Annotated in this window: 17 protein-coding genes; 10 read left to right on the top strand and 7 right to left on the bottom strand. The window is 64.0% G+C overall.

The features are described 5' to 3' along the window. Window positions 1–257 precede the first annotated feature (257 nt). The 7 genes from ACOZK4_RS15105 to ACOZK4_RS15075 form a co-directional block, all read right to left on the bottom strand. Complete coding sequence (locus tag ACOZK4_RS15105) at window positions 258–716, bottom strand: RpiB/LacA/LacB family sugar-phosphate isomerase (protein ID WP_313532034.1); 459 nt, start codon at window positions 714–716, stop codon at window positions 258–260. Between the two features lie 14 nt (window positions 717–730). Beyond that, window positions 731–1,501 carry a triose-phosphate isomerase gene (locus ACOZK4_RS15100; RefSeq protein WP_421592592.1) on the bottom strand — a complete coding sequence of 257 codons (771 nt, stop codon included), beginning with the start codon at window positions 1,499–1,501 and terminating at the stop codon, window positions 731–733. Beyond that, window positions 1,498–2,271 (bottom strand): DeoR/GlpR family DNA-binding transcription regulator, encoded by a 774-nt coding sequence (locus ACOZK4_RS15095; RefSeq protein WP_421592591.1) that lies wholly within the window; start codon window positions 2,269–2,271, stop codon window positions 1,498–1,500. Before ACOZK4_RS15095 ends, ACOZK4_RS15100 begins: the two co-directional genes overlap by 4 nt. 79 nt (window positions 2,272–2,350) lie before the next feature. Beyond that, a complete protein-coding gene (locus ACOZK4_RS15090; protein WP_421592590.1) occupies window positions 2,351–3,295 on the bottom strand; it encodes a sugar-binding transcriptional regulator in 945 nt (314 codons plus the stop codon). Window positions 3,296–3,368: 73 nt separating this feature from the next. After that, entirely contained in the window at window positions 3,369–4,304 is a 936-nt protein-coding gene (locus ACOZK4_RS15085; protein ID WP_421592589.1) for a sugar phosphate isomerase/epimerase family protein, read from the bottom strand. A 7-nt stretch (window positions 4,305–4,311) separates the two neighbouring features. Continuing rightward, the gene (locus ACOZK4_RS15080) at window positions 4,312–5,820 is read right to left on the bottom strand and encodes a glycerol-3-phosphate dehydrogenase (RefSeq protein ID WP_421592588.1); all 1,509 of its coding nucleotides are present in this window, start codon (window positions 5,818–5,820) and stop codon (window positions 4,312–4,314) included. 50 nt (window positions 5,821–5,870) lie between these two features. Then, a complete protein-coding gene (locus ACOZK4_RS15075; protein WP_421592587.1) occupies window positions 5,871–7,421 on the bottom strand; it encodes an FGGY-family carbohydrate kinase in 1,551 nt (516 codons plus the stop codon). A gap of 778 nt (window positions 7,422–8,199) precedes the next feature. On the opposite strand from ACOZK4_RS15075, the gene ACOZK4_RS15070 reads away from it, so the two are divergent. The 10 genes from ACOZK4_RS15070 to ACOZK4_RS15025 all read left to right on the top strand — a co-directional run bounded on the left by ACOZK4_RS15070 (window position 8,200) and on the right by ACOZK4_RS15025 (window position 20,754). Continuing rightward, on the top strand, window positions 8,200–8,850 hold the full coding sequence (locus tag ACOZK4_RS15070; protein ID WP_421592586.1) for a DUF2291 family protein: 651 nt from the start codon (window positions 8,200–8,202) through the stop codon (window positions 8,848–8,850). After that, a complete protein-coding gene (locus ACOZK4_RS15065) occupies window positions 8,847–10,388 on the top strand; it encodes a sugar ABC transporter ATP-binding protein (RefSeq protein WP_421592585.1) in 1,542 nt (513 codons plus the stop codon). Before ACOZK4_RS15070 ends, ACOZK4_RS15065 begins: the two co-directional genes overlap by 4 nt. 13 nt (window positions 10,389–10,401) lie before the next feature. Further along, complete coding sequence (locus ACOZK4_RS15060; protein ID WP_313532262.1) at window positions 10,402–11,439, top strand: ABC transporter permease; 1,038 nt, start codon at window positions 10,402–10,404, stop codon at window positions 11,437–11,439. Between the two features lie 119 nt (window positions 11,440–11,558). After that, window positions 11,559–12,506 carry a D-ribose ABC transporter substrate-binding protein gene (locus ACOZK4_RS15055; protein ID WP_421592584.1) on the top strand — a complete coding sequence of 316 codons (948 nt, stop codon included), beginning with the start codon at window positions 11,559–11,561 and terminating at the stop codon, window positions 12,504–12,506. 116 nt (window positions 12,507–12,622) lie between these two features. Next, a complete protein-coding gene (locus ACOZK4_RS15050; RefSeq protein ID WP_421592583.1) occupies window positions 12,623–13,477 on the top strand; it encodes a DeoR/GlpR family DNA-binding transcription regulator in 855 nt (284 codons plus the stop codon). Window positions 13,478–13,545: 68 nt separating this feature from the next. Next, entirely contained in the window at window positions 13,546–15,066 is a 1,521-nt protein-coding gene (locus ACOZK4_RS15045; protein WP_421592582.1) for an FGGY-family carbohydrate kinase, read from the top strand. Window positions 15,067–15,080: 14 nt separating this feature from the next. Continuing rightward, complete coding sequence (locus ACOZK4_RS15040; RefSeq protein WP_421592581.1) at window positions 15,081–16,754, top strand: glycerol-3-phosphate dehydrogenase/oxidase; 1,674 nt, start codon at window positions 15,081–15,083, stop codon at window positions 16,752–16,754. A gap of 90 nt (window positions 16,755–16,844) precedes the next feature. Continuing rightward, on the top strand, window positions 16,845–18,545 hold the full coding sequence (locus tag ACOZK4_RS15035) for a dihydroxyacetone kinase family protein (RefSeq protein WP_421592580.1): 1,701 nt from the start codon (window positions 16,845–16,847) through the stop codon (window positions 18,543–18,545). Between the two features lie 316 nt (window positions 18,546–18,861). Then, window positions 18,862–19,689, top strand: a complete 828-nt coding sequence (locus tag ACOZK4_RS15030; RefSeq protein WP_421592579.1) for a phosphogluconate dehydrogenase C-terminal domain-containing protein — start codon at window positions 18,862–18,864, stop codon at window positions 19,687–19,689. A 123-nt stretch (window positions 19,690–19,812) separates the two neighbouring features. Continuing rightward, window positions 19,813–20,754, top strand: coding sequence for a D-ribose ABC transporter substrate-binding protein (locus ACOZK4_RS15025; protein WP_421592578.1), 942 nt, complete (start codon window positions 19,813–19,815; stop codon window positions 20,752–20,754). Window positions 20,755–20,770 lie beyond the last annotated feature (16 nt).

Here is a 20,770-nt window from a genome sequence, read left to right as displayed (position 1 = left end):
CGGCGAACAAATCGACCTGATGATGCAGCTATGGCGGCTGGGAGGATAGGGGGATTCGGCTGATGCAGGAGCGGCCGGCCGCCACGGGGCGCTGGATGGACAGACTGAAAGGCCTGCGGCCAGCCACGTCCTGTCCGAAGCCGCGGGGATGCAGGGCAATCGCGCGTCTGAAATGATTCGGTGTTGCCTTCGGGAGGCAGCGATTCGCATCGCTCAGACCGGCGCAGCCATTCAGATGCGCCGGCCCGGCGCCGGTCTTATTTGCCGGCGTTGTACTTGGTGTCGACCTCGTTGATCGCCTGGACGTTGCCGGCGGAGCGGCCGTTTTCGTCGAAGGTCTGGGCAAGATAGGCGTCGGCGATGGCCTTGGCCAGTTCCGAGCCGATGACGCGGGCGCCCATAGTGATGATCTGGGCATTGTTGGAAAGGGCGGCGCGCTCGGCCGAATAGGTGTCGTGCGTCAGCGCGGCGCGGATGCCCGGCACCTTGTTGGCCGAGATGCAGACGCCGATGCCGGTGCCGCAGACGAGGATCGCGCGATCGTATTCGCCGGCGATGACGGCCGAGGCGACGCGGTCGGATAGGGTGGCGTAGAAGGCATCCGGGCCGGCATCGGTGCGCGAGATTTCGTGCACGTCGTGGCTGGCCTTCAGGTGGTCGGCAAGAATTTTGGCAAGGCCTTCGCCTGCGCTGTCACCGGCAATAGCAAGTTTCATGGACATTCTCCTTTTCAGATGGTGGCGGCGCAGCGCGCCAGGATGTCGAGATAGCCTTCAACCTTCCAGGCCGAGCGACCGATGAAGAGCCCGTCGATATCGGGGCAGGCGATCAGTTCTTCGCAATTCCCAGGGTTCACGGAGCCGCCATAGAGGCAGGGAATGCGTCGGCCGAGCACATCCTCGGCCACCTTGGCGATTTCGGCATGGCGGGCATTGGCGTAATCGGCGGTGGCGGGAATACCGTTTTCGCCGATCGCCCAGACGGGTTCGTAGGCGAGCAGGATCTCGGCCTGCTTCTGCGCGCCCTGGAGCTTGCCGAGGGCGCCGCGCACTTCCCTGGCGAGCACCTCGTCCGCGCGGCCGCTTTCGCGATCGGCCAGCGTCTCGCCGATGCAGATCAGCGGCACGAGGCCGTTACGCACCGCGGCTTCCGTCTTTAGACCGACCGTCTCGTCCGTCTCGCCGAAATGTTCGCGGCGTTCGGAATGGCCGAGCTCGACGAGGTCAAGGTTGCAATCCTTCAGCATGACCGGCGAGACTTCGCCGGTCCAGGCACCCTCATCGGCCCAATGCATGTTCTGCGCGCCGACCTTGACGGAGGTGTCGGCGAGCAGCGCCTTGACCTCGCGCACGGCGGTGAAGGGCGGGATGACGAAACGCTGGATGCGGGGATTGCGGCCGCTGTCGGCCGCTTTCAGGCCCTCGGCGAAGACTTTCGCCTCGGCCAGCGTCTTGTTCATCTTCCAGCTCGTGCCGACCCAGAAGTTCCGGCCTTGGCTCATGGTGTTGTCTCCTTGGCGATGCGCACCACGGTCTTGCCCTCGGCGAGTTCGGCCGATGTGTCGTGGGGCAGGTTTTTGTCTGAAATAACGGTGTCGAAATCGGCGAGATCGGCGAGCACATGCAGCGCCGTATTACCGAAGCGCCGGCTGTTGATCATGAGGCAGGTCTGGCGGCTGGAGGCCATCATCGCCCGCTTGGTACGCACCACGGCCTCGTCCATGTGATAGGCGAGGCGGCCCGATGCCGCAGGGGCCGAGATGAAGGCGATGTCGGCGCGCAGGCGCGACAGGGCTTCTTCCGTGACGATGCCGAAATAGGCGTTGAACTTGGCGGAATAGACGCCGCCGACGGAAATCAGCGTCACGCCGGAAAGGCCCTTGGCGCGCTCCATGATCGCGGCATTGTTGGTGATGATGGTGATCGGCTTCTTGTCCGCGAGCACGTCGCCGAGCACCGAGGCCATGGAGCCGTCGTTGATCATCACGGTCATGCCGGGCTCGACGAGTTCTGCTGCGGTCTCGGCCAGCGCGCGCTTGACGTCGGCCTCCTGCAATTCGCGGAAACGGAAGTCGCTTTCGAACTGCGTGCCGGCATCGATCGTCGCGCCGCCGCGCACCTTGCGCAGCACGCCGGCGCGTTCGAGATCGTCGAGGTCGCGGTGGATGGTCATCTTGGAGACGCCGAAACGCTCAGCGATATCATCGAGTTCGACAGCCCGGCTTTCGACGAGCAGATTGATGATCTCCTGCCTGCGCTCTTCCCGTTTCACCGCGTCCTCCCGCTGTCCGCAGTCCTATAACACCATTTTCGACAGATCATAACATTGAAATTGTGATTTTGTGATTTTTCTATGCGGAGCTTTGCAGCAGCGTGCGCGCCGTTCGCTCATCCGTGATCAGCCCGTGGAGCTTGTGGCTGTGCAGTACGGCACGGATCGCTTCCGTCTTGGAGCGGCCGCCGGCGATGGCGACGACCCGGTCGCCGCCTTCTTCCGAGAAGGATGCCGCCAGCGTGCGCGCCGTCACCGATGTTTGGAGAATGCGACCCTTGCTGTCGAAGAAGTGCCCGAGCAGTTCACCGACGCCACCGAGCGCTCGGATCTCTTCCAACTCGTTCGGTTGCAGCATGCCGGATGTGACGAGATGGGCCTGGTTGTCGACCGTGCCGATGCCGACGAGTTTCAGATCGGCGTTGCGGGCGAGATTGAACACCTCGCTGACGCCGCGCTGGGACAGCAGGACCTCGCGGTCCTCCTCCGTATTGGCGAAGAAGGGCACGGGCATTACATAGGCCTGGGTGCCGGTCTTGGCCGCAAGCCGGTGCATGACATCGTAGGGATTGGCCGCGTAGTTGCGGGTGAGGCCGCCGAGCAGCGAGACGAAGCGCGTGCTGCCGGCGCTGATGCGCGGCAGATGATGCACGGCGGCCGAGAGCGTTCGCCCATGGCCGAGGCCGATGACGGCGACTTCGCCGCGCTCGATCTCGCGACGCAGGAAATCCGCACCGACATGGCCGAGCGTTGTCAGCGCCAACGCATCGTCGTCGACATCGGGCGCGACTTCGCAATAATCAAGCCCGTAGCGCTTGGAGAGTTCGACTTCGAGATTGACGCATTCGGCGATATCGCCATCGATGCTGACCTTTACCACGCCTTCGGCGACCGCGCGCGCGATCAGCCGGTGCGCCTTCACCGAGGGAATACCGAGGCGCTTGGCGACGGCAGATTGGGTGAAGCCCCCGATGTAGTGCAGCCAGGCGGCGCGGATGGCGAGGGAATCTTCGTTGTCGGTCATCGGCGATGTCCTGTCCTGCTGTGCAAGCGAAAGCGCTTTCAGGTCCAGTCTTTAGCAAGCAGCCCTAGTGCGGTCAGCCCAGCTTGAGATCGGATGCACCGGTATCGATATGCGGCGCCCAGAAGGCGATGCTTTCGGCGATCTGCGGAATGACCTGGCGGTCGTTCGGCTCACGTTCCTTGAAGGAGAGTTCCAGGCAGATCTCGTTGTCGACAGCACCACCCTCGGCAAAGGCCTTCAGCAGCGGTTCCGGCTGGATGCGGCCCTTGGCATTGAACTCGGCGGTGAAAGGGCGGTGGCCGCCCTTGTCCATCAGGCTCTGCTTGATGTGGATGATCGGCGAGATTTTCGGCACAGCGCGCGCCCAGGCATAGGGCTCATAGTCGTCGGGGTTGCTGGACGTCACGTCGCCATGGTCGATATCGGCCATCATCCACATGGGAATGGCCATGTCGGCGGCAGTCAGCCGGTTCTGTAGCTTCACGCATTCGGCGATGGTTTCGCCGAATTCGCGGCCGATGCTCATCGGCTCCCAGAAGACATAGGAGAGGCCGGCACCCTTGGCATGGTCCGCAACCTCCGCCCAGCAATCCACGGCGATCTGGATCAGTGCTTCGCGGCGGACCGGATCGTCGAAATCCTTGTAGGTGAAGATGGCGAACTGCGTGCCGACGGCGGTGCCGCCGAGATCGCCGATGATATCGGCGAAGGTCTTGAACCAGTCGACATAATAGCGGCGCACATCCGCATCGGGATGGCCGAAATGGTTGAGGCGGCCATAGGGACCGGTCATGCCGGAGGTGACGCGCACGCCGGTGCGCTGAAGCGCCCTGTCCATCTGGCGGGTCAGCCGGCGGATCGTCGCGGCGTTCCAGCTCGGATTGATGAATTCGTGGGTGAGCTGAAGGTCGCGCAGCTTCAGGTCGCGCGCGACCGTTTCGATGAGGTCGTCGGGGTCGGCGAAGCGGTTGACCAGCGGATTGGTGTTGAGCGAAAGCGTCAGCGGCATGGGAACCTCAGGCGGCGGCAAGCGAGGCGTTGAACCAGTCGGCGAAGGCCGCGCGTTCGGCTTCCGTCAGGTGCAGGTAGTGTTTGGTGCGGCGGTAGAGCACGTCTTCGGCGCGCTGCGCCCATTCGCTGGCGACGAGATAGTGGGCCTCCGCCTCATAAAGTTGCCCGCCGAAATGCCGGCCGAGGCCGTCGAGGCTGGTGGCATTGCCGACGATCGCTTTGGTGCGAGTGCCGTAGAGGCGGCCGTAATGCTGCACCAGCTTGCGCGGCATCCAGGGATAGTTGTCGCGCAGGCTGTTGGCGAAGGTCTCATAGTCGGCATCCGGCATGTCGCCGCCCGGCAGCGGCGCTTTCTCCGTCCAGTCGCCGCCCATATTCGGGAAGATGTGTTGGAGGCGGTGCATGCCGCGCTCGGCCAGCTCGCGGAAGGTGGTGATCTTGCCGCCGAAGACATTGAGCAGCGGCGCGCCGCCGGTCTCGTCGAGATCGAAGACATAGTCGCGGGTTACGGCGGAGGGGTTACCCTTGCCGTCGTCGAACAGCGGGCGCACGCCGGAGAAGGAATGCAGCACGTCCTGCCGGCGCAGCTTCTCCTTGAAATAGCGGTTCACCGCCTTCAGCAGGTAATCGATTTCCGCCTCGTCGGCAGCGACATCCTCCGCGCGGCCCTCATAGGCGATGTCGGTGGTGCCGATCAGCGCCTTGTCGCCCTCATAGGGGTTGATGAAGATGACGCGCTTGTCGTGGTTCTGCACGAGATAGGCATTCGCGCCCGCCCAGAATTTCGGCACGATGATATGGCTGCCCTTGACGAGGCGAACATTGCGCGACGAGTTCGAGCCGGCGACGCGGTTAATGACGTCGGAGACCCAGGGGCCGGCGCAGTTGACGAGGCATTTGGCGCGGAAGGTTCTAACTTCTCCGGTCGTGCTGTTCTTCGTCGTTACCGTCCAGGCGCCGTTCTCGCGGCGGGCGGAGGTGGCAGGCGAGCGCGTAAGCACCACTGCGCCCTTTTCGGCGGCGCCGATGGCGTTCAGCGTCACGAGGCGGGCGTCATCCACCCAGCAGTCGGAATATTCGAAGCCGCGCGTGTACTGGTCGAGGATCGGCGTGCCCTCGGGATCGCGCTTGAGATCCAGCGTGCGCGTGCCCGGCAGCTTCTTGCGGCCGCCGAGATGGTCGTAGAGGAAAAGCCCGAGGCGCACGAGCCAGGCCGGACGATCCTGTGGGCTATGCGGCAGCACGAAACGCATCGGCCAGATGATGTGGGGAGCGGCATTGAGCAGCACTTCGCGCTCGATCAAGGCCTCGCGCACCAGCCGGAATTCGTAATATTCGAGATAGCGCAGGCCGCCATGCACCAGCTTGCCGGAGCGCGACGACGTGCCCTCGGCAAGGTCGTCCTTCTCGCAGAGCACGACCTTCAATCCGCGGCCCGCCGCATCACGGGCAATGCCGGCGCCGTTGATGCCGCCGCCGATCACGAAGAGGTCAATACGCTCGGGCTCGTTCATTTGGGTCTCCTTCAGCGCCAGCCAGGGCGGGCGGCGCACATGTCGTTTCGTCAGCGTGCGGCCAGGATGTCCCAGGCCGGCGCGATGCCCCGGCGCACCTCGGAATAGGCGGCGAAGAGGCGGTCCATGCGTTCGGTGTCTGCGGTATCAGGCTGTTCGGCATCGCCAAGCTCGGGTGTCACCCAGTCGGCGATGCAATCGTCCATCGTGCGGTAGGCACCTATGGCGACGGCCGCCATCATCGAGGCGCCGGCGGCACCCGCTTCCTCGCGGGTGCTGACGCGCACCGGCGCGCCAAGGGCCGCACCCAGCGTGCCGCGCAATGAGGCCGAGCGGGCGGCACCGCCGCTGACGCGCAGTTCGGAGGGCAGGGCGCCCATGGCGGCGTAACAATCGCGCGTCGCCATGCCGAGGCCTTCGACGACGGCGCGCACGAGATCGGGGTAGCGATGGCGGCTGGCGAGGCCGGTGAAATTGGCGCGCGCGCGGGCATTGACGAAGGGGCCACGCTCGCCGGCCTCGGAAATATAGGGGTGGTAGAGTACGTTGCCCGGCTTGCTGGCGGCAATCCACTGGTCGACGCGGCCGATCATGTCGCTCAACCCGACGCTGACGCCGAACTCGCCGAGAAGATCGGCGCCGAGCTGGAGCAGCCAGTCGAGATTGATCGTCGCGCCCATATTGGTCTGCACCTGGGTGACGATGCCGGGGATGGGCAGCGCGATGACATAGCCGGTGCGCTCGGCATTCAGCACGACATCGGCCACGGATTTCGCCTGGAGATGCACGCCCGTCGAGCCGATGGCGGAACAGGCGGCGTTGCGGCCTTCGCTGCGCACGCCCGCACCCAGCGCCGTCATGCACATGTCGACATAGCCGAGGCAGACGGGCGTGCCCGCCTTGAGGCCTGCGGCAGCGGCGGCCTCCGCCGTCAGTGGATGCGTGGTTTCGGTGCCCTCGAGCACTTCGGGCAGCAGGTTGCGGCGATGCGTCAGGCCGAGCGCGGCGAGCACGTCGCCGTCATAGCAGCGGGTGCGGAAATTGCCGAAGGTAAAGCTCACCTCGGACGGGTCGGTGGCGCGCACACCCGTCAGGTTCAGGTAGAGCCAGTCCTTGCAATGCATCGCGACTTCCGCGCCGGCAAGCAGTTCCGGAAAATGGCGATCCATATGGGCAAGCTGCGTGCCCTGCTGGCAAGTGTTGAGGCCGGTGCCGGTCGCCTCGAAGCGCTGGCGGTCGGCATCGCTTGCGGCAAGGCGCTCGACGGTCGGTGCCGCGCGGGCATCGAGCCACAACCAGGCATCGCCGACGGGGCGGTTGCCGGCACCGACGAGCCAGGTGCCGTCGCCCTGGGCGGTGACAGCAATGGCGGCAGTGCGTTCGGCGAGATCAGGCACCTTTTCGCCGAGACCGCGAAAGGCGCGCGTGCAATCGAGCCAGGTCTGGTCGAGGGATTGCGTGACGGAGCCGTCGTCGCTGGTCTTGTAGCTGTTGCGTACGGAGGCGCTGGCGATCTGGCGGCCGGAAAGCGTGAAGGCGACGGCCTTCATGACGGAGGTGCCGGCGTCGATGCCGATGATCAGGTCTGCCGTCTCAGCCATGGTGCACACATGCGCAGCCTGCGACAGCAAGCATCGCTTCGCCTGATCCGAAACAAAGCATTCCATCCTCCCGATCGTCTTTCGCTGGAGCGCGTGGTGTTCCGGCCAAGGTCGAGCGACCTTTCAGAGACTGTACCACGGGATTAGCGAACCTCACGAGAAAACATACCATAAAGTTATCACATGTCTCGTAAAATTTTTCTCACAACGAATTATTTTTCAGTTATGCTGGATGGCAAAGGGAGGGTTGATGGGAGCAGGCGTGTTGTGCCTTTGCTGCCGGTGCTTTGCTCCCAATACGACTGGCTGACGGATTTCTCTGTCTTGCGGAAACGCCGAAAATCCGCATTTTTTCAATTATAAGCGGGAATTTTTGTCTTCCTCGCCAACTTCGTTTCATTTGCTGGGGATCGCGGCAATCCGATGGCGTCTCGTAACGAATGCCCGTTCCGCATTGGTGGGAACAGGAAAAAAGAAGCCGAATTGTTTCAGGATAGCCTGAAAACGCCGATTGACAGCCTGTGTTAAATTAACATATATACTGGGACATATCACACACATATATCGCAACTGCGAAAAAGTGTGCACTGCAGCGCAAGGCGGATGAGGAGATCCGGCCGGCGCCGTTCATGGGGAGGGCATCATGACATGTTCCGTTTGGAAGGCATTGACACCCGGCCGCAGCGCCTTGGATGTGTCTCTCAGCCTGTTCTCGCCGACACCTCTCTCCCGGCGCCACCGCTGACGCTTCCATCGTTCAACCGCAAGGCCAATCGACATGACTGACGCGACGCTCCCGAATTCGCCCCAGCCCGTACGCAGCTACCGTTGGATCGGCATTGCCGCCGCCGTCGTGCTGGTCGGCGCCATGGCCTTCGACACGAAGATCGTGCAGATCGGTTCGGAGGCCGACGTGCAGGTCCAGAAATTCTCGCCGGAAGCTTTCGGCACGGAGCAGTTCCCGCTTATCAAGCAGAGCGTGGAGACGCGCGCAGCCGATGCGGTCGAACTGGCGCAGGCGATCGCCGCCGACAAGAAGGCGGCGAGCGAGAAATACGGCGTCAACACCTCCACCGGCCCGGTCTTCCCGGTCAAGTTCACCGGTGTGATCGGTGAGCGCAAGGCGAATTATAACGTCATCGCCGTCGAAGGTCTTCCGGCCGAGCTGACGGTGCGCGTCCAGACCGGCCCCGCACTGAACGGCACGGACCTGCGCGACGCGACGGGCCAGATCGAATTCGGCCAGTTCAAGAACCAGATCGAGTATCAGGACGCCGGTTCGGCCATCAACAACGAGGTCAAGAAGGTCGTGCTCGACGGCATCGATCCGGCAGCCCTTGCCGGCAAGACCGTTTCCGTCATCGGCGTCTTCAAGCTCGTCAATCCGAAGAGCTGGATCGTCACTCCCGTGAGGTTCGACGTCCAATGAGCGCGATCCCGGAAGCCGGCCCGAAAGGCGAAGTCGTTCTTGCCGCGCGCAACGTGGCCAAATCCTACGGCAGCGTCCACGCCCTCAAGGGCGTCAATTTCGATATTCATCGCGGGCAGGTGACAACCCTGTTCGGCGAGAACGGCGCCGGCAAGTCGACGCTGATGAAAATTCTGTCCGGTGTGGTCAAGCCGACATCGGGCGACATCATTCTCGATGGGGAATCGGTCGTTTTCGCGTCATCCTCCCAAGCCCGTGACCGCGGTATCTCCATCATCCATCAGGAGCTCAGCCTCGCCCCGAACATGAACGTTCGTGACAACATCTTCATGGGTCGCGAAATTATGACGGCGACGGGCGTGGATTTCGCTGAGGAAGAGCGCCAGACGCGCCTCCTGATGGAAGAACTCGAAGAGGATATCGATCCTCTGACGCCGGTCGAGGACCTGCGGCTGGGCCAGCAGCAGATCGTCGAGATCGCGCGTGCGCTGTCGGTCAATTCGCGCATCCTGATCATGGACGAGCCGACCTCGGCGCTGTCGGCCTCGGAGGTCGAGGTGCTGTTCAAGGTCATCCGAGACCTCACCGGCCGCGGCGTCTCAATCGTCTATATCTCGCATCACCTCGAAGAAGCCTTGCAGATCACCCACCATGCGGTGGTGCTGCGCGACGGCACGATGACCGCCTATGCCGAGCGCAAGGACATCGATCTCGAATGGATCGTCCGCCATATGGTCGGCGATAATTTCGACCTCGGCTCCCCGCCCACCGGTTATGACATGGGGGCTGTCTCGCTCTCTATCGAAGGCCTGACCGTTCCCGATCCAGGCGGTGCCGGCTATTCGGTCGTCGACGGCATGTCGCTGTCGGTGCGCGCCGGCGAGATTGTCTGCATCTACGGCCTGATGGGCGCCGGGCGCACGGAACTGCTCGAAACCGTCGCGGGCCGCCTGAAGGCCACGGCCGGGAAGGTCGTGCTGAAGGGCAGGGACGTCACCGGCCAGTCGATTGCCGAATGCATCCGCGACGGGCTCGTGCTCGTGCCGGAAGATCGTCAGCGCGATGGCCTCGTACAGACCATGAGCGTCGGCCGCAACCTGTCGCTCGCCAGCCTCGGCGCTTTCACGCGCGGCCTCTTTACCTCCACGTCGCGCGAAGCCGGGCTCGTCGATAGTGCCATCCGCAAGGTGCATATCAAGACGGATGGCGGGGCGGCACCCATCGGCTCGCTCTCCGGCGGCAACCAGCAGAAGGTGGTTATCGGCAAGATGTTGGCGACAGACCCTGAAGTCATCCTGCTCGACGAACCGAGCCGCGGCATCGATATCGGCGCCAAGGCCGAAGTCTTCAAGCTGCTCGCCGAACGCGCCAAGCAAGGGCTCGCCGTCGTCTACACGACCTCGGAAGTCGGCGAATGCCTCAGCATCGCCCATCGCATCGTCGTCATGCGGCGCGGCCGCATCTCCGCTGAATTCGGTCCCGACGTGACCAAAGAACAGATCATGGCCGCCTCCGGCGAAGCCGTGCATGCCCACTAGGAGCGCTGAAGCCATGTCAGTCACACCTGCAATCCAGACCAAGGCAGTCAGCGGCGGCAAGCGCAAGAAGAGCTTCATCGAGCTCCTGTTCGAGGGCCGCGCCTTCTTTGCGCTGATCGCCATCGTCGTGGTCTTCTCGTTGATGTCACCGAACTACTTCACGATCAGCAACTTCCTGATCATGGCTTCGCATGTCGCGATCTTCGGCCTGCTGGCCATCGGCATGTTGCTGGTCATCCTCAATGGCGGTATCGACCTCTCGGTCGGCTCGACGCTTGGTCTCGCCGGCGTCGTCGCGGGCTTCCTCATGCAGGGCGTGACGCTGCCGCAGCTCGGCATCATCCTCTATCCCTCGGTCTGGGTCGTGGTGATCCTGACCTGCCTGCTCGGTGCCGTCGTCGGCGCGGTGAATGGCGTGTTGATCGCCTATCTGCGCGTCCCCGCCTTCGTCGCAACGCTCGGCGTGCTCTATGTCGCGCGCGGCATCGCGCTCTTGATGACCAACGGCCTTACCTACAACAATCTCGGCGGCCGCCCGGAACTCGGCAATACCGGCTTCGACTGGCTCGGCTTCAACCGCCTGGCCGGCGTGCCGATCGGCGTGCTCGTGCTTCTCGTCTTCGCGGTCGCCTGCCATATCCTGCTGGCCCGTACGGCCTTCGGTCGCTGGCTCTATTCCTCGGGCGGTAACGAGCGTGCGGCGGAACTGTCGGGCGTACCGGTCAAGCGCGTCAAGATCACGGTCTATGTGCTCTCGGGCATCTGCGCCGCCGTCGCCGGCCTCGTTCTCTCCTCGCAGCTGACCTCCGCAGGCCCGACCGCCGGCACCACCTACGAACTGACGGCGATTGCCGCCGTCGTCATCGGCGGCGCGGCGCTGACGGGCGGCCGCGGCACGGTCATCGGCACCATGCTCGGCGCCTTCGTGATCGGCTTCCTCTCGGATGGCCTCGTGATCATCGGCGTCTCGGCCTACTGGCAGACGGTTTTCACCGGCGCCGTCATCGTTACCGCTGTTCTGCTGAACAGTGTGAAATACGGCCGTCGCTGAGACCAGCGGCGACCGACACCAACTGACTGCTATCGGGAGAGGCGGACCATCCAGTGGCCCGAGAGCGGAAAGTATTGCCGAAAATCGGCGCAACCGAACTCAACAAAGGGAGTGAGACCATGTTCAAAAAAGGTATGCGAGTCCTCTTCGCGGCAACTGCCGTCATGCCGCTGCTGTTCAGCTCTGCCTGGGCTGAAGGCCTGATCACCGTGATCGTCAACGATCCGTCGAACCCCTACTGGTTCACGGAAGGCGAAGTTGCCAAGAAGACCGCTGAAAGCCTCGGCTACACGGCCAATGTCGGTGCCCACAAGGGTGACACCAACACCGAGAGCAACCTGATCGACACTGCCATCACCAACAAGTCGGTCGCCATCATTCTCGACCCGGCAAATGCCGACGGTTCGGTCGGCGCAGTCAAGAAGGCCGTCGCCGCCGGCATTCCGGTCCTCCTCGTCAATGCCGAGATCAACCAGGAAGGCCTTGCCAAGGCGCAGCTCGTTTCGAACAACGCCCAGGGCGCGGCCCTTGGTGCCCAGCAGTGGGTCGAAGCGGTCGGCGACAAGGGCAAGTATGTCGAACTCTTCGGCGCACCCTCTGACAACAACGCCGCGACGCGTTCGAACGGCTACGAAACCGTGCTGACGCAGTACCCCGATCTCGAAAAGGCCGCCAAGGAAGTGGCTGACTGGGATCGCACCAAGGGCCACGACAAGATGCAGTCCATGCTGCAGGCCAATCCTGACATCATCGGTGTGATTAGCGGCAATGACGAAATGGCGCTCGGCGCCATCGCAGCGCTCAAGGAAGCCGGCAAGCTCGACCAGGTCAAGGTCGGCGGCTTCGACGGTTCGCCGGACGCGGTTGCCGCCATCAAGGCGGGCGAACTGCAGTACACCGTGCTTCAGCCGGTTGCCGTGTTCTCGGAAGCGGCCGTCAAGCAGGCCGACAACGTCATCAAGAACGGCTCGACCGGTGTCGCCACCGAAAAGCAGCTTTTCGATTGCCTGCTGATCACCAAGGACAATGTCGACAAGTACACCGCTCCCTTCGTTCTGAGCGAGTAATCGATACCGGGAGCGCCTTTCGGGGCGCTCCCACCCTCATTCCCCGGGTCATCCCGGGTTAGCTTGGCATTTTCCTTGCCGCCCGATACGAGATACGAAAGCTCTCACCTCGAAGCATGGCAGGATCTCCCGTGAACAAGAAAGTCGACGTCAAGGATTTGCTCTCGGAAGAGCTTCCGAGCGACAGCCGGCATGCGCGCCAGCTTGTGCGGCGCCAGATGATCGCCGAGACCGTTATCGCCGAAGGCTCCATCCGCATCGAGGACCTGACCGAGCGTTTCGGCATCAGCCTGATGACGGCGCACCGCGATGTCGATGATCTCGTGAGCCGGGGCCTTTTCCGCAAGACGCGCGGCGTGGTTTCGGCCGCACCGACCAGCCTGATCGAATCCTCTGATGCCTACCGCGCCACCAAGCAGGCCAAGGAGAAGAAGGCGATCGCGAAGGCCGCCATGCAGTTCGTCGAGCCGGGGCAGGCGATCTTCATGGACGACGCCACCACTGTGCACGAGATGACGCGTTTCCTACCGGCCAAGGTGCCGCTGACGGTCATCACCAACTCGCTCGTCCTGATCAACGAGCTGAAGGAGGTCGTTGACCTCAACCTCATCTGTCTCGGGGGGCAGTTCTACCATTGGTGCAATGCCTTCATGGGGCATATCACCACCAACGAAATCCGCCGGCTGCGCGCCGACACCGTGTTCATGTCGCTCTCGGCCATCGTCGACGACGTGGTCTACCACCAGTCGCCGGAGACGGTTGCGACCAAGCGGGCGATGTTCGAAAGCGCGACGAAGCGCGTGCTGCTGGCCGATCACACCAAATTCGAACGGCGCGCGCTGCACCACTTCGCGACGCTCGAAGAGTTCGACGCCGTTGTTGTCGACGAGGATATCCCGATTTCCCACCTGTCGCGCATGCGCTCGAAGGGGATCAACGTCATTGTGGCGGACGGAGAACGGGCCGGCTAAGGGTTCCGCTGTTGCGGATATCTTGATGCTCGGTGCCGTTTCTCCTTCGCTTGAGAATGGAGACAGCGATGCCCTGCATCATGGGTATAGACAGCGGACTGACGGTCACCAAGGCCGTGATTTTCGACGCGGACGGAACGGTGCTCGCCATCGCCCGCCGCCGTGTTCCGCAATTGATCCCCGCGCCGCAGCATGTCGAGCGCGACATGGACGGCCTGTGGGCCGCGACGGCGGATGCCATCCGGGAAGCGGTCGCCGCCTGCGGCCGGCCGGCCTCCGATATCGTCGCGATTGCCGCGACGGCGCATGGCGACGGCATTTATCTGCTCGATGACGACAGGCGGCCGCTCGGCAATGCCATCGTGTCGCTGGACACCCGCGCCGATGCGATTGCCGAGGCGTGGAACGAGAGCGAGATCGGCGAGCAGTCGCTGACCCTGACCGGCCAGAAGCCGCACGCCTCCGCGCCCTCCGCCATCCTGCGCTGGATCCGCGATCACGAGCCCGCGCGCTATGTCCGCATCGCGCATTTCATCGCCGCGAAGGACTGGCTGCGCTTTTGCCTTTGCGGAACGATCGGCACGGATCGTACGGAAGCCAGCACCTCCTTCACCAACGTTCTGACGCAGGACTATGCCGATGATTCCTTCCGCCTCTTCGGGCTGGATCGCCTTGCTGGTAAGCAGCCGCCCATGGCCCGCTCCACCGAGATCGTCGGCGGCGTGACGCCGGAGACCGCGCGTCTGACCGGGCTTGTCGCGGGCACACCTGTCATGGCTGGCCTGCACGACGTAACGGCGTCCGCGCTCGGCATGGGCGGTTATGGCGAGGGCGTGATCGCCGTCATCGCCGGCACCTATTCGATCAACGAGACGGTTTCGCCGGCGCCCAAGGTCGATGGCCGCTGGTTCTGCCGCAATGGCATCCTGCCGGGCGAATGGAACAACATGTCCATCTCGCCCGCTTCGACGGCCAACTATGACTGGTTCATCGATCAGTTTTGCGCCGCCGACGCCAAGGCGGCGGAGGCCGCCGGCGAGAGCATCCATGCGATCCTCGGCAAGGAATTCGAAGTTGCGCGCGAACGCCCCTCCAGCGCCTTCTTCCATCCCTATCTCTTCGGATCGCCATTCGGCGGCGCCTCCAGTGCCGGTTTCTATGGTCTCAACGCCTGGCACGACCGCGGCGATCTGGTGCGCGCCGTGCTGGAGGGCATCGCCTTCAATCATCGCGTCCATGTCGATGCGCTGCGCGAAGGCTTTGCGCCTGCTACCGCCCGCCTGACCGGCGGCATCTCGCGCAATCCCGCGATGGCCGGCCTCTTTGCCGATATCCTTGGCCTGCCGGTCACGGCGACGCGCACGGAGGAGGCTGCCGCCTGGGGTGCAGCACTTTGTGCGGGCGCCGGCGCTGGGCTCTTTGCCTCGCCCACCGACGATCCGCGCGATCTCGCGTCGATCGAAACCACCTACCAGCCGGATCCCGACCGACGGAAAGCCTATGACGAGAAATACCGGGTCTTCCTCGATCTCGCCGGGGCCATGAAGCCGCTCTGGCCGGTGCTGCGGCGCCTTGGTGCCGAGAAATGACAGGAACGCCCATCATGACGGACACGACATCCGCGACGGTCGAAACCTACGACGTCATCATCCTCGGCGCCGGCATCAACGGGGCAGGGCTCTTTCGCGATCTCTGCCTGCAAGGCCTGAAATGCCTCATTGTCGACAAGGCCGATTTCGGCTCGGGCACGAGTGCCGCCCCCTCGCGCCTCATCCATGGCGGCATCAAATATCTGGAGACCGGCGAACTCGGCCTCGTCGCGCAATCGACTCTGGAGCGCAATCTGCTTTTGCGCAACGCGCCGCATTGCGTCGAGGCGCTGCCGACCTTCATTCCCTCCTTTTCGCTGATGAAAGGGGCGTTTGCGGCCCTGCGCACGCTGTTCGGCTCGACGACGGCGCCGCGCAGCCGTGGTGCGGTGCTCATCAAGATTGGTCTTGCGCTCTACGACCTCTATGGTGCGCGCCACCGCGTCATGCCGAAGCACCAGTTCTTCTTCCGCCGCAAGGCGCTTGAGGAAATGCCCGAAATCACCCCGCGCATCGTCGCGGGCGGCATCTATTACGACGCCAAGATCAGCCGGCCGGAACGCCTCGTCTGGGAACTGGTGCGCGACGGTCTCGATGCCAGCCCGGCCTCAGCTGCGATGAACGACACCGCGCTGCTCGGGCAGGAGGCGGGCGTGCTGCGCCTTCAGGAGCCGGGCGGCGACGAACGCGCCGTTCGCGCCGGCATCGTCGTCAACGCCGCTGGCCCCTGGATCGATGCCGTCAATGCGACGCTCGGCATTTCGGGAAAACTGATCGGCGGCACCAAGGGCTCGCATATCCTGCTGAAGCACCCCGCGCTGGTAAAGAGCCTGAAAGGCCGAATGATTTACTTCGAAGCCGACGATGGCCGTATCTGCCTCGTCTATGATTTCCTCGGCCTCGCGCTCGTCGGCTCGACGGATATCAAGGCCGACAACCCGGAGACGGTGCGCTGCGAGGAGGACGAGGTCGATTATTTCCTCGCAAGCCTCCGTTCGCTGCTGCCGAAGCTGGCGTTCAGCCGCGACCAGATCGTCTATGCCTATAGCGGCATCCGCCCGCTGCCGGCGTCGGACGCCAGCAATCCCGGCCTGATCAGCCGGGACCATTCGGCGCCCGTCGCGGAACCCGGCGAGGGGCGGCCGTTCTCGGTCATCTCGCTCGTCGGCGGCAAATGGACGACCTTCCGCGGCTTTGCCGAAGAGGTGGCCGACACGATCCTTGCGCGTATTGGGCGGAGCCGGAAAACCAGCACGCAGATGCTGCCGATCGGCGGCGGGCGCGCCTTCCCGGTCGATGACGCGGCGCGCCGCGCCTGGATTTCCGAGCGTGCGGCAAAGAGCGGCCTGCCTGCCCAGCGTATCGAAGCCCTTCTTGCCCGCTACGGCACGACGGCCGATGCGGTGCTCGCCCATATCGCGCAGGTCGGCGATACGCCGCTGCCCCATGTCGATGGCTATGGGCGCGCGGAGATCGACTGGATCGCCCGCAACGAAATGGTCGGTCATCTCGCGGACATCGTCCTGCGCCGCACGACGCTTGCCATCGAAGGCAAGGTGACCGCGGCCGGCTTGAACGAGATCGCCGATATCGCGGCGGCAGCACTCGGCTGGGATGAAGCGCGCCGCGCCGCGGAGATTGCAGCGATTGCCGAGCATCTGACGGCCTTCAACCGCGTAAGCCTTTGAGGGTTCGCGGTCCACGAGTGGCGCTTTGCTCTTTTCTCCGCGCCGTCCCTGTTGCATCTTCACGGGCATGATTGCCTGCGGGAGGCCCCTGTGACCAAGATCGTCGACGACCCCGAAACCTTCGCCGCGTCCGCGCTTGCAGGCTTTTCTCGCGTTTACGGGCGTTATGTCCGGCTGGTGAAGGGCGGCGTCGTGCGCTCCACGGCGGTGCCGCAGGGCAAGGTCTCGGTCATCGTCGGCGGCGGCTCCGGACACTATCCGGCCTTTGCCGGCTATGTCGGACCGGGTATGGCCGATGCAGCAGTCGCAGGGGAAATCTTCGCGTCGCCTTCGACGGCGGCGGTTGCCCGCGTCTGCCGCAATGCGGACTACGGCGGCGGCATCATTCTCGGTTTCGGCAATTATGCCGGCGACGTGCTGAATTTCGGCGTGGCGGCCGAACGCCTGCGCGCCGAGGGCGTGGATGTGCGCATCGTCACCGTCACGGACGATGTGGCGAGCGCCCCGGCGGACCAGCATCTGCGGCGGCGCGGCATCGCGGGCGATTTCGTCGTCTTCAAGATTGCGGGGGCGGCGGCGGAGGCCGGGCTTGATATCGACGACGTCGAACGCGTCACCCGGCGTGCCAATGACCGGACCTTCTCCTTCGGTGTCGCCTTCGGCGGCTGCACCCTGCCGGGTGCCAAAGAGCCGCTCTTCACCGTGCCGCGCGGCATGATGGCGCTCGGCCTCGGCATTCATGGCGAGCCGGGCATCCGCGATGCCGAAATCGTGCCTGCACGGGCGCTGGCGGAGTTGCTTGTCGAGACCGTTCTGGCAGAGCGCCCGGCCGGTGCGCGCCGTGCGGCCGTGCTGCTGAACGGTCTCGGCGCCACCAAATATGAAGAGCTTTTCGTCCTCTGGTGTGCTGTGGAAACCCTGCTTCAGGCGGCGGGCGTCGATCTCGTGGCGCCGGAGGTCGGCGAATATGTCACGAGCCTCGACATGCAGGGCTGCTCTCTGACGGTTCTGTGGCTCGATGCGGAGCTGGAGCGCTATTGGCTCGCGCCATGCGACACGCCGGTCTTTCGTCGCGGCGAAACTTTTCGCACGGAGCCGGCCTCGGTTCGCGCGGGCGCTGAAGATGAAGCGCCGGTTTTTGGTCCGGCATCCTTGGCGTCGCGGGAAAGCGCACGCTGCCTTGCCGGCATTCTCGACGTCATGGTCTCGGCGCTGAGCGAGGCGGAGGTTGAGCTTGGCCGGATCGACGCCTTTGCCGGCGATGGTGACCATGGCCAGGGCATGCGCCGCGGCGCGACCGCCGCCCGCGAGGCGCTCCATCAGGCCGTTGCGGCCGGTGCCGGTGTGCGGAGCGCGCTTGCGGTGGCCGGTGATGCCTGGGCGGACCGCGCCGGCGGCACGTCGGGCGCCATCTGGGGCCTGCTACTGCGGTCATGGAGTTCCTCTTTCTCCGACGAGGAGGCGGTTGAGGATGCCGATGTGGTCCGCGGCGCGCGCGCAGCGCTCGATGATGTGATGCGCCTGGGCGGCGCAAAGCCTGGCGACAAGACGCTGGTGGATGCCTTCGTGCCCTTCGTCGGCGCGCTGGAAACCGCCAAGGCCGACGGCCTCTCTCTCAAGGACGCGTGGCAGAAGGCGAGCGATACCTGCAGGCGGGCGGCGGAAGCGACCGCGCCGCTCTCGCCGCGGCTGGGCCGCGCGCGCCCGCTTGCGGAGCGCAGCATCGGCCATCCCGATGCCGGCGCGGTCTCGCTGGCCCTCATAGCCGCGACGATTGCCGCCCGTCTCTGACGGTTTTTTCGACGCGCTGGTCGCATCGAGTATCCCATGCCGGATGTGACATTGAGCCGAACGTCGCGTGACGTTCGGCTCTTCTTTGTTTTTGTCGCGAAGAAAAGTCATTTCATTCCAGCTTCTTAAGTGGCGGTATCGATGCGGATCGCCGTGCCGCCATCATGTGATGTTCACATAAACATAACATATCCGAATAGATAGTTATTGACTTGTTATACCAGTTGAGAAATATAGACCCATACCGGGCGACCGGTGGAGGAAATTTCCGGCCGGACAGGTTTCGTTCCGGCCGCGCGCATTAGGGAGGTCTTCGATGACATCGATCGCGTTGTTCGGCGCCGGCGGCAAAATGGGCTATCGGCTCGCCAAGAATCTCAAGGGTTCGCGCTTCGATGTCCGTCATATCGAGGTGAGCGACGCCGGCAAGAAGCGTCTGTCGGACGATCTTGGTCTGTCCTGCCTCTCTGCCGATGAAGGCCTCGACGGCGCCGATGTCGTTATCCTGGCTGTTCCCGATACGGCGATCGGCAAGGTCGCAGCCGGCATTGCCGACAAGCTGAAGCCGGGCACGATGGTCGTGGCGCTCGATGCCGCCGCGCCTTTCGCCGGCCACCTGCCGGAGCGCGCGGACCTCACCTATTTCGTCACGCATCCCTGCCATCCGCCGATCTTCAACGACGAGACGGATCCGGCCGCCAAGCGCGACTTCTTCGGCGGCATCGCCGCCAAGCAGCACATCGTGTCCGCACTCATGCAGGGTCCGGAAGAGGCCTACGGCCTCGGCGAGGAGATTGCCAAGGTCATCTGGGCGCCGGTCATGCGTTCGCACCGCGTCACCGTCGAGCAGATGGCGCTCTTGGAGCCCGGCCTGTCCGAAACGGTCTGCGCCTCGCTGCTCGTCGTCATGCGCGAAGCCATGGATGAGTGCGTGCGCCGCGGCGTTGCCAAGGAGGCCGCTCGCGACTTCCTGCTCGGCCACATGAATGTGCTCGGCGCGGTCATCTTCGAAGAGACGCCGGGCGTGTTCTCCGATGCCTGCAACAAGGCCATCGAGTTCGGCAAGCCCGTGCTGATGAAAGACGACTGGAAGCGCGTGTTCGAGCCTGCGGAAATCGCGGCCAGCATCCAGCGCATCACCTGATTTTCCGGCGGGCTTCGTCCGCCGCTGCCGGCGCCCAGCGCGCCGGACAAAGATTGCACCGGCGCGGCCATGTTCAATGGAGGGATGGTCGCAGGGAGCCGGTGTCTAACCGGGAGGAGACATATGAACATTACCCGCAGACTGATCACCGTCGGCTTTGCTGCCGTCATGGCCGCAGGCGTCGCCATGCCGTCCTTCGCTGCCGACCTCATCGCCATCATCACGCCGAGCCACGACAACCCGTTCTTCAAGGCGGAAGCTGTCGGCGCGGAAGCCAAGGCCAAGGAACTCGGCTACGACACGCTGGTTCTGGTGCATGATGACGACGCCAACAAGCAGTCGCAGCTGATCGATACGGCCATCGGCCGCGGCGCCAAGGCGATCATCCTCGACAATGCCGGTTCGGAAGCCTCGATCGCTGCCGTGCAAAAGGCCAAGGATGCGGGCATCCCGTCCTTCCTGATCGATCGTGAAATCAACGCCACGGGCGTTGCCGTCTCGCAGATCGTTTCGAACAACTACCAGGGCGCGCAGCTCGGTGCCGAAGAGTTCGTCAAGCTGATGGGCGAGAAGGGCAACTATGTCGAGCTGCTCGGCCGCGAAGCCGATCTCAATGCCGGCATCCGCTCCAAGGGCTACCACGACGTCATCGATGAATATCCCGATATGAAGATGGTCGCCCAGCAGTCGGCCAACTGGAGCCAGACCGAGGGTTACTCCAAGATGGAGACCATCCTTCAGGCCAATCCGGATATCCAGGGCGTGATCGCCGGCAACGACACGATGGCCATGGGCGCGATTGCAGCGCTCCAGGCTGCCGGCCGCAAGGACGTCATCGTCGTCGGCTTCGACGGTTCGAACGACGTGCGCGACTCGATCAAGTCAGGCGGCATCAAGGCGACCGTCATGCAGCCGGCCTATGCCCAGGCCCAGCTCGCCGTGACCCAGGCGGACACCTACATCAAGACCGGCAAGGGCCCGGCCGAAGAAAAGCAGCTGATGGACTGCGTGCTCATCACGGCCGACAACGCCGCCAAGCTCGAGACCTTCGCGCTCTCGGAATAATCCTCCCGCGATGGCG

The organism is Shinella sp. M27 (assembly GCF_049199905.1).
Taxonomy (GTDB): domain Bacteria; phylum Pseudomonadota; class Alphaproteobacteria; order Rhizobiales; family Rhizobiaceae; genus Shinella.
This window is presented reverse-complemented; position numbering and strand designations above follow the sequence as displayed.

Coding starts and splice junctions, on each gene's coding strand:
- ACOZK4_RS15105 (WP_313532034.1), bottom strand. CDS start 716: ATGAAACTTGCTATTGCCGGTGACAGCGCAGGCGAAGGCCTTGCCAAA.
- ACOZK4_RS15100 (WP_421592592.1), bottom strand. CDS start 1,501: ATGAGCCAAGGCCGGAACTTCTGGGTCGGCACGAGCTGGAAGATGAAC.
- ACOZK4_RS15090 (WP_421592590.1), bottom strand. CDS start 3,295: ATGACCGACAACGAAGATTCCCTCGCCATCCGCGCCGCCTGGCTGCAC.
- ACOZK4_RS15085 (WP_421592589.1), bottom strand. CDS start 4,304: ATGCCGCTGACGCTTTCGCTCAACACCAATCCGCTGGTCAACCGCTTC.
- ACOZK4_RS15080 (WP_421592588.1), bottom strand. CDS start 5,820: ATGAACGAGCCCGAGCGTATTGACCTCTTCGTGATCGGCGGCGGCATC.
- ACOZK4_RS15075 (WP_421592587.1), bottom strand. CDS start 7,421: ATGGCTGAGACGGCAGACCTGATCATCGGCATCGACGCCGGCACCTCC.
- ACOZK4_RS15070 (WP_421592586.1), top strand. CDS start 8,200: ATGACTGACGCGACGCTCCCGAATTCGCCCCAGCCCGTACGCAGCTAC.
- ACOZK4_RS15065 (WP_421592585.1), top strand. CDS start 8,847: ATGAGCGCGATCCCGGAAGCCGGCCCGAAAGGCGAAGTCGTTCTTGCC.
- ACOZK4_RS15060 (WP_313532262.1), top strand. CDS start 10,402: ATGTCAGTCACACCTGCAATCCAGACCAAGGCAGTCAGCGGCGGCAAG.
- ACOZK4_RS15055 (WP_421592584.1), top strand. CDS start 11,559: ATGTTCAAAAAAGGTATGCGAGTCCTCTTCGCGGCAACTGCCGTCATG.
- ACOZK4_RS15050 (WP_421592583.1), top strand. CDS start 12,623: ATGGCAGGATCTCCCGTGAACAAGAAAGTCGACGTCAAGGATTTGCTC.
- ACOZK4_RS15045 (WP_421592582.1), top strand. CDS start 13,546: ATGCCCTGCATCATGGGTATAGACAGCGGACTGACGGTCACCAAGGCC.
- ACOZK4_RS15040 (WP_421592581.1), top strand. CDS start 15,081: ATGACGGACACGACATCCGCGACGGTCGAAACCTACGACGTCATCATC.
- ACOZK4_RS15030 (WP_421592579.1), top strand. CDS start 18,862: ATGACATCGATCGCGTTGTTCGGCGCCGGCGGCAAAATGGGCTATCGG.
- ACOZK4_RS15025 (WP_421592578.1), top strand. CDS start 19,813: ATGAACATTACCCGCAGACTGATCACCGTCGGCTTTGCTGCCGTCATG.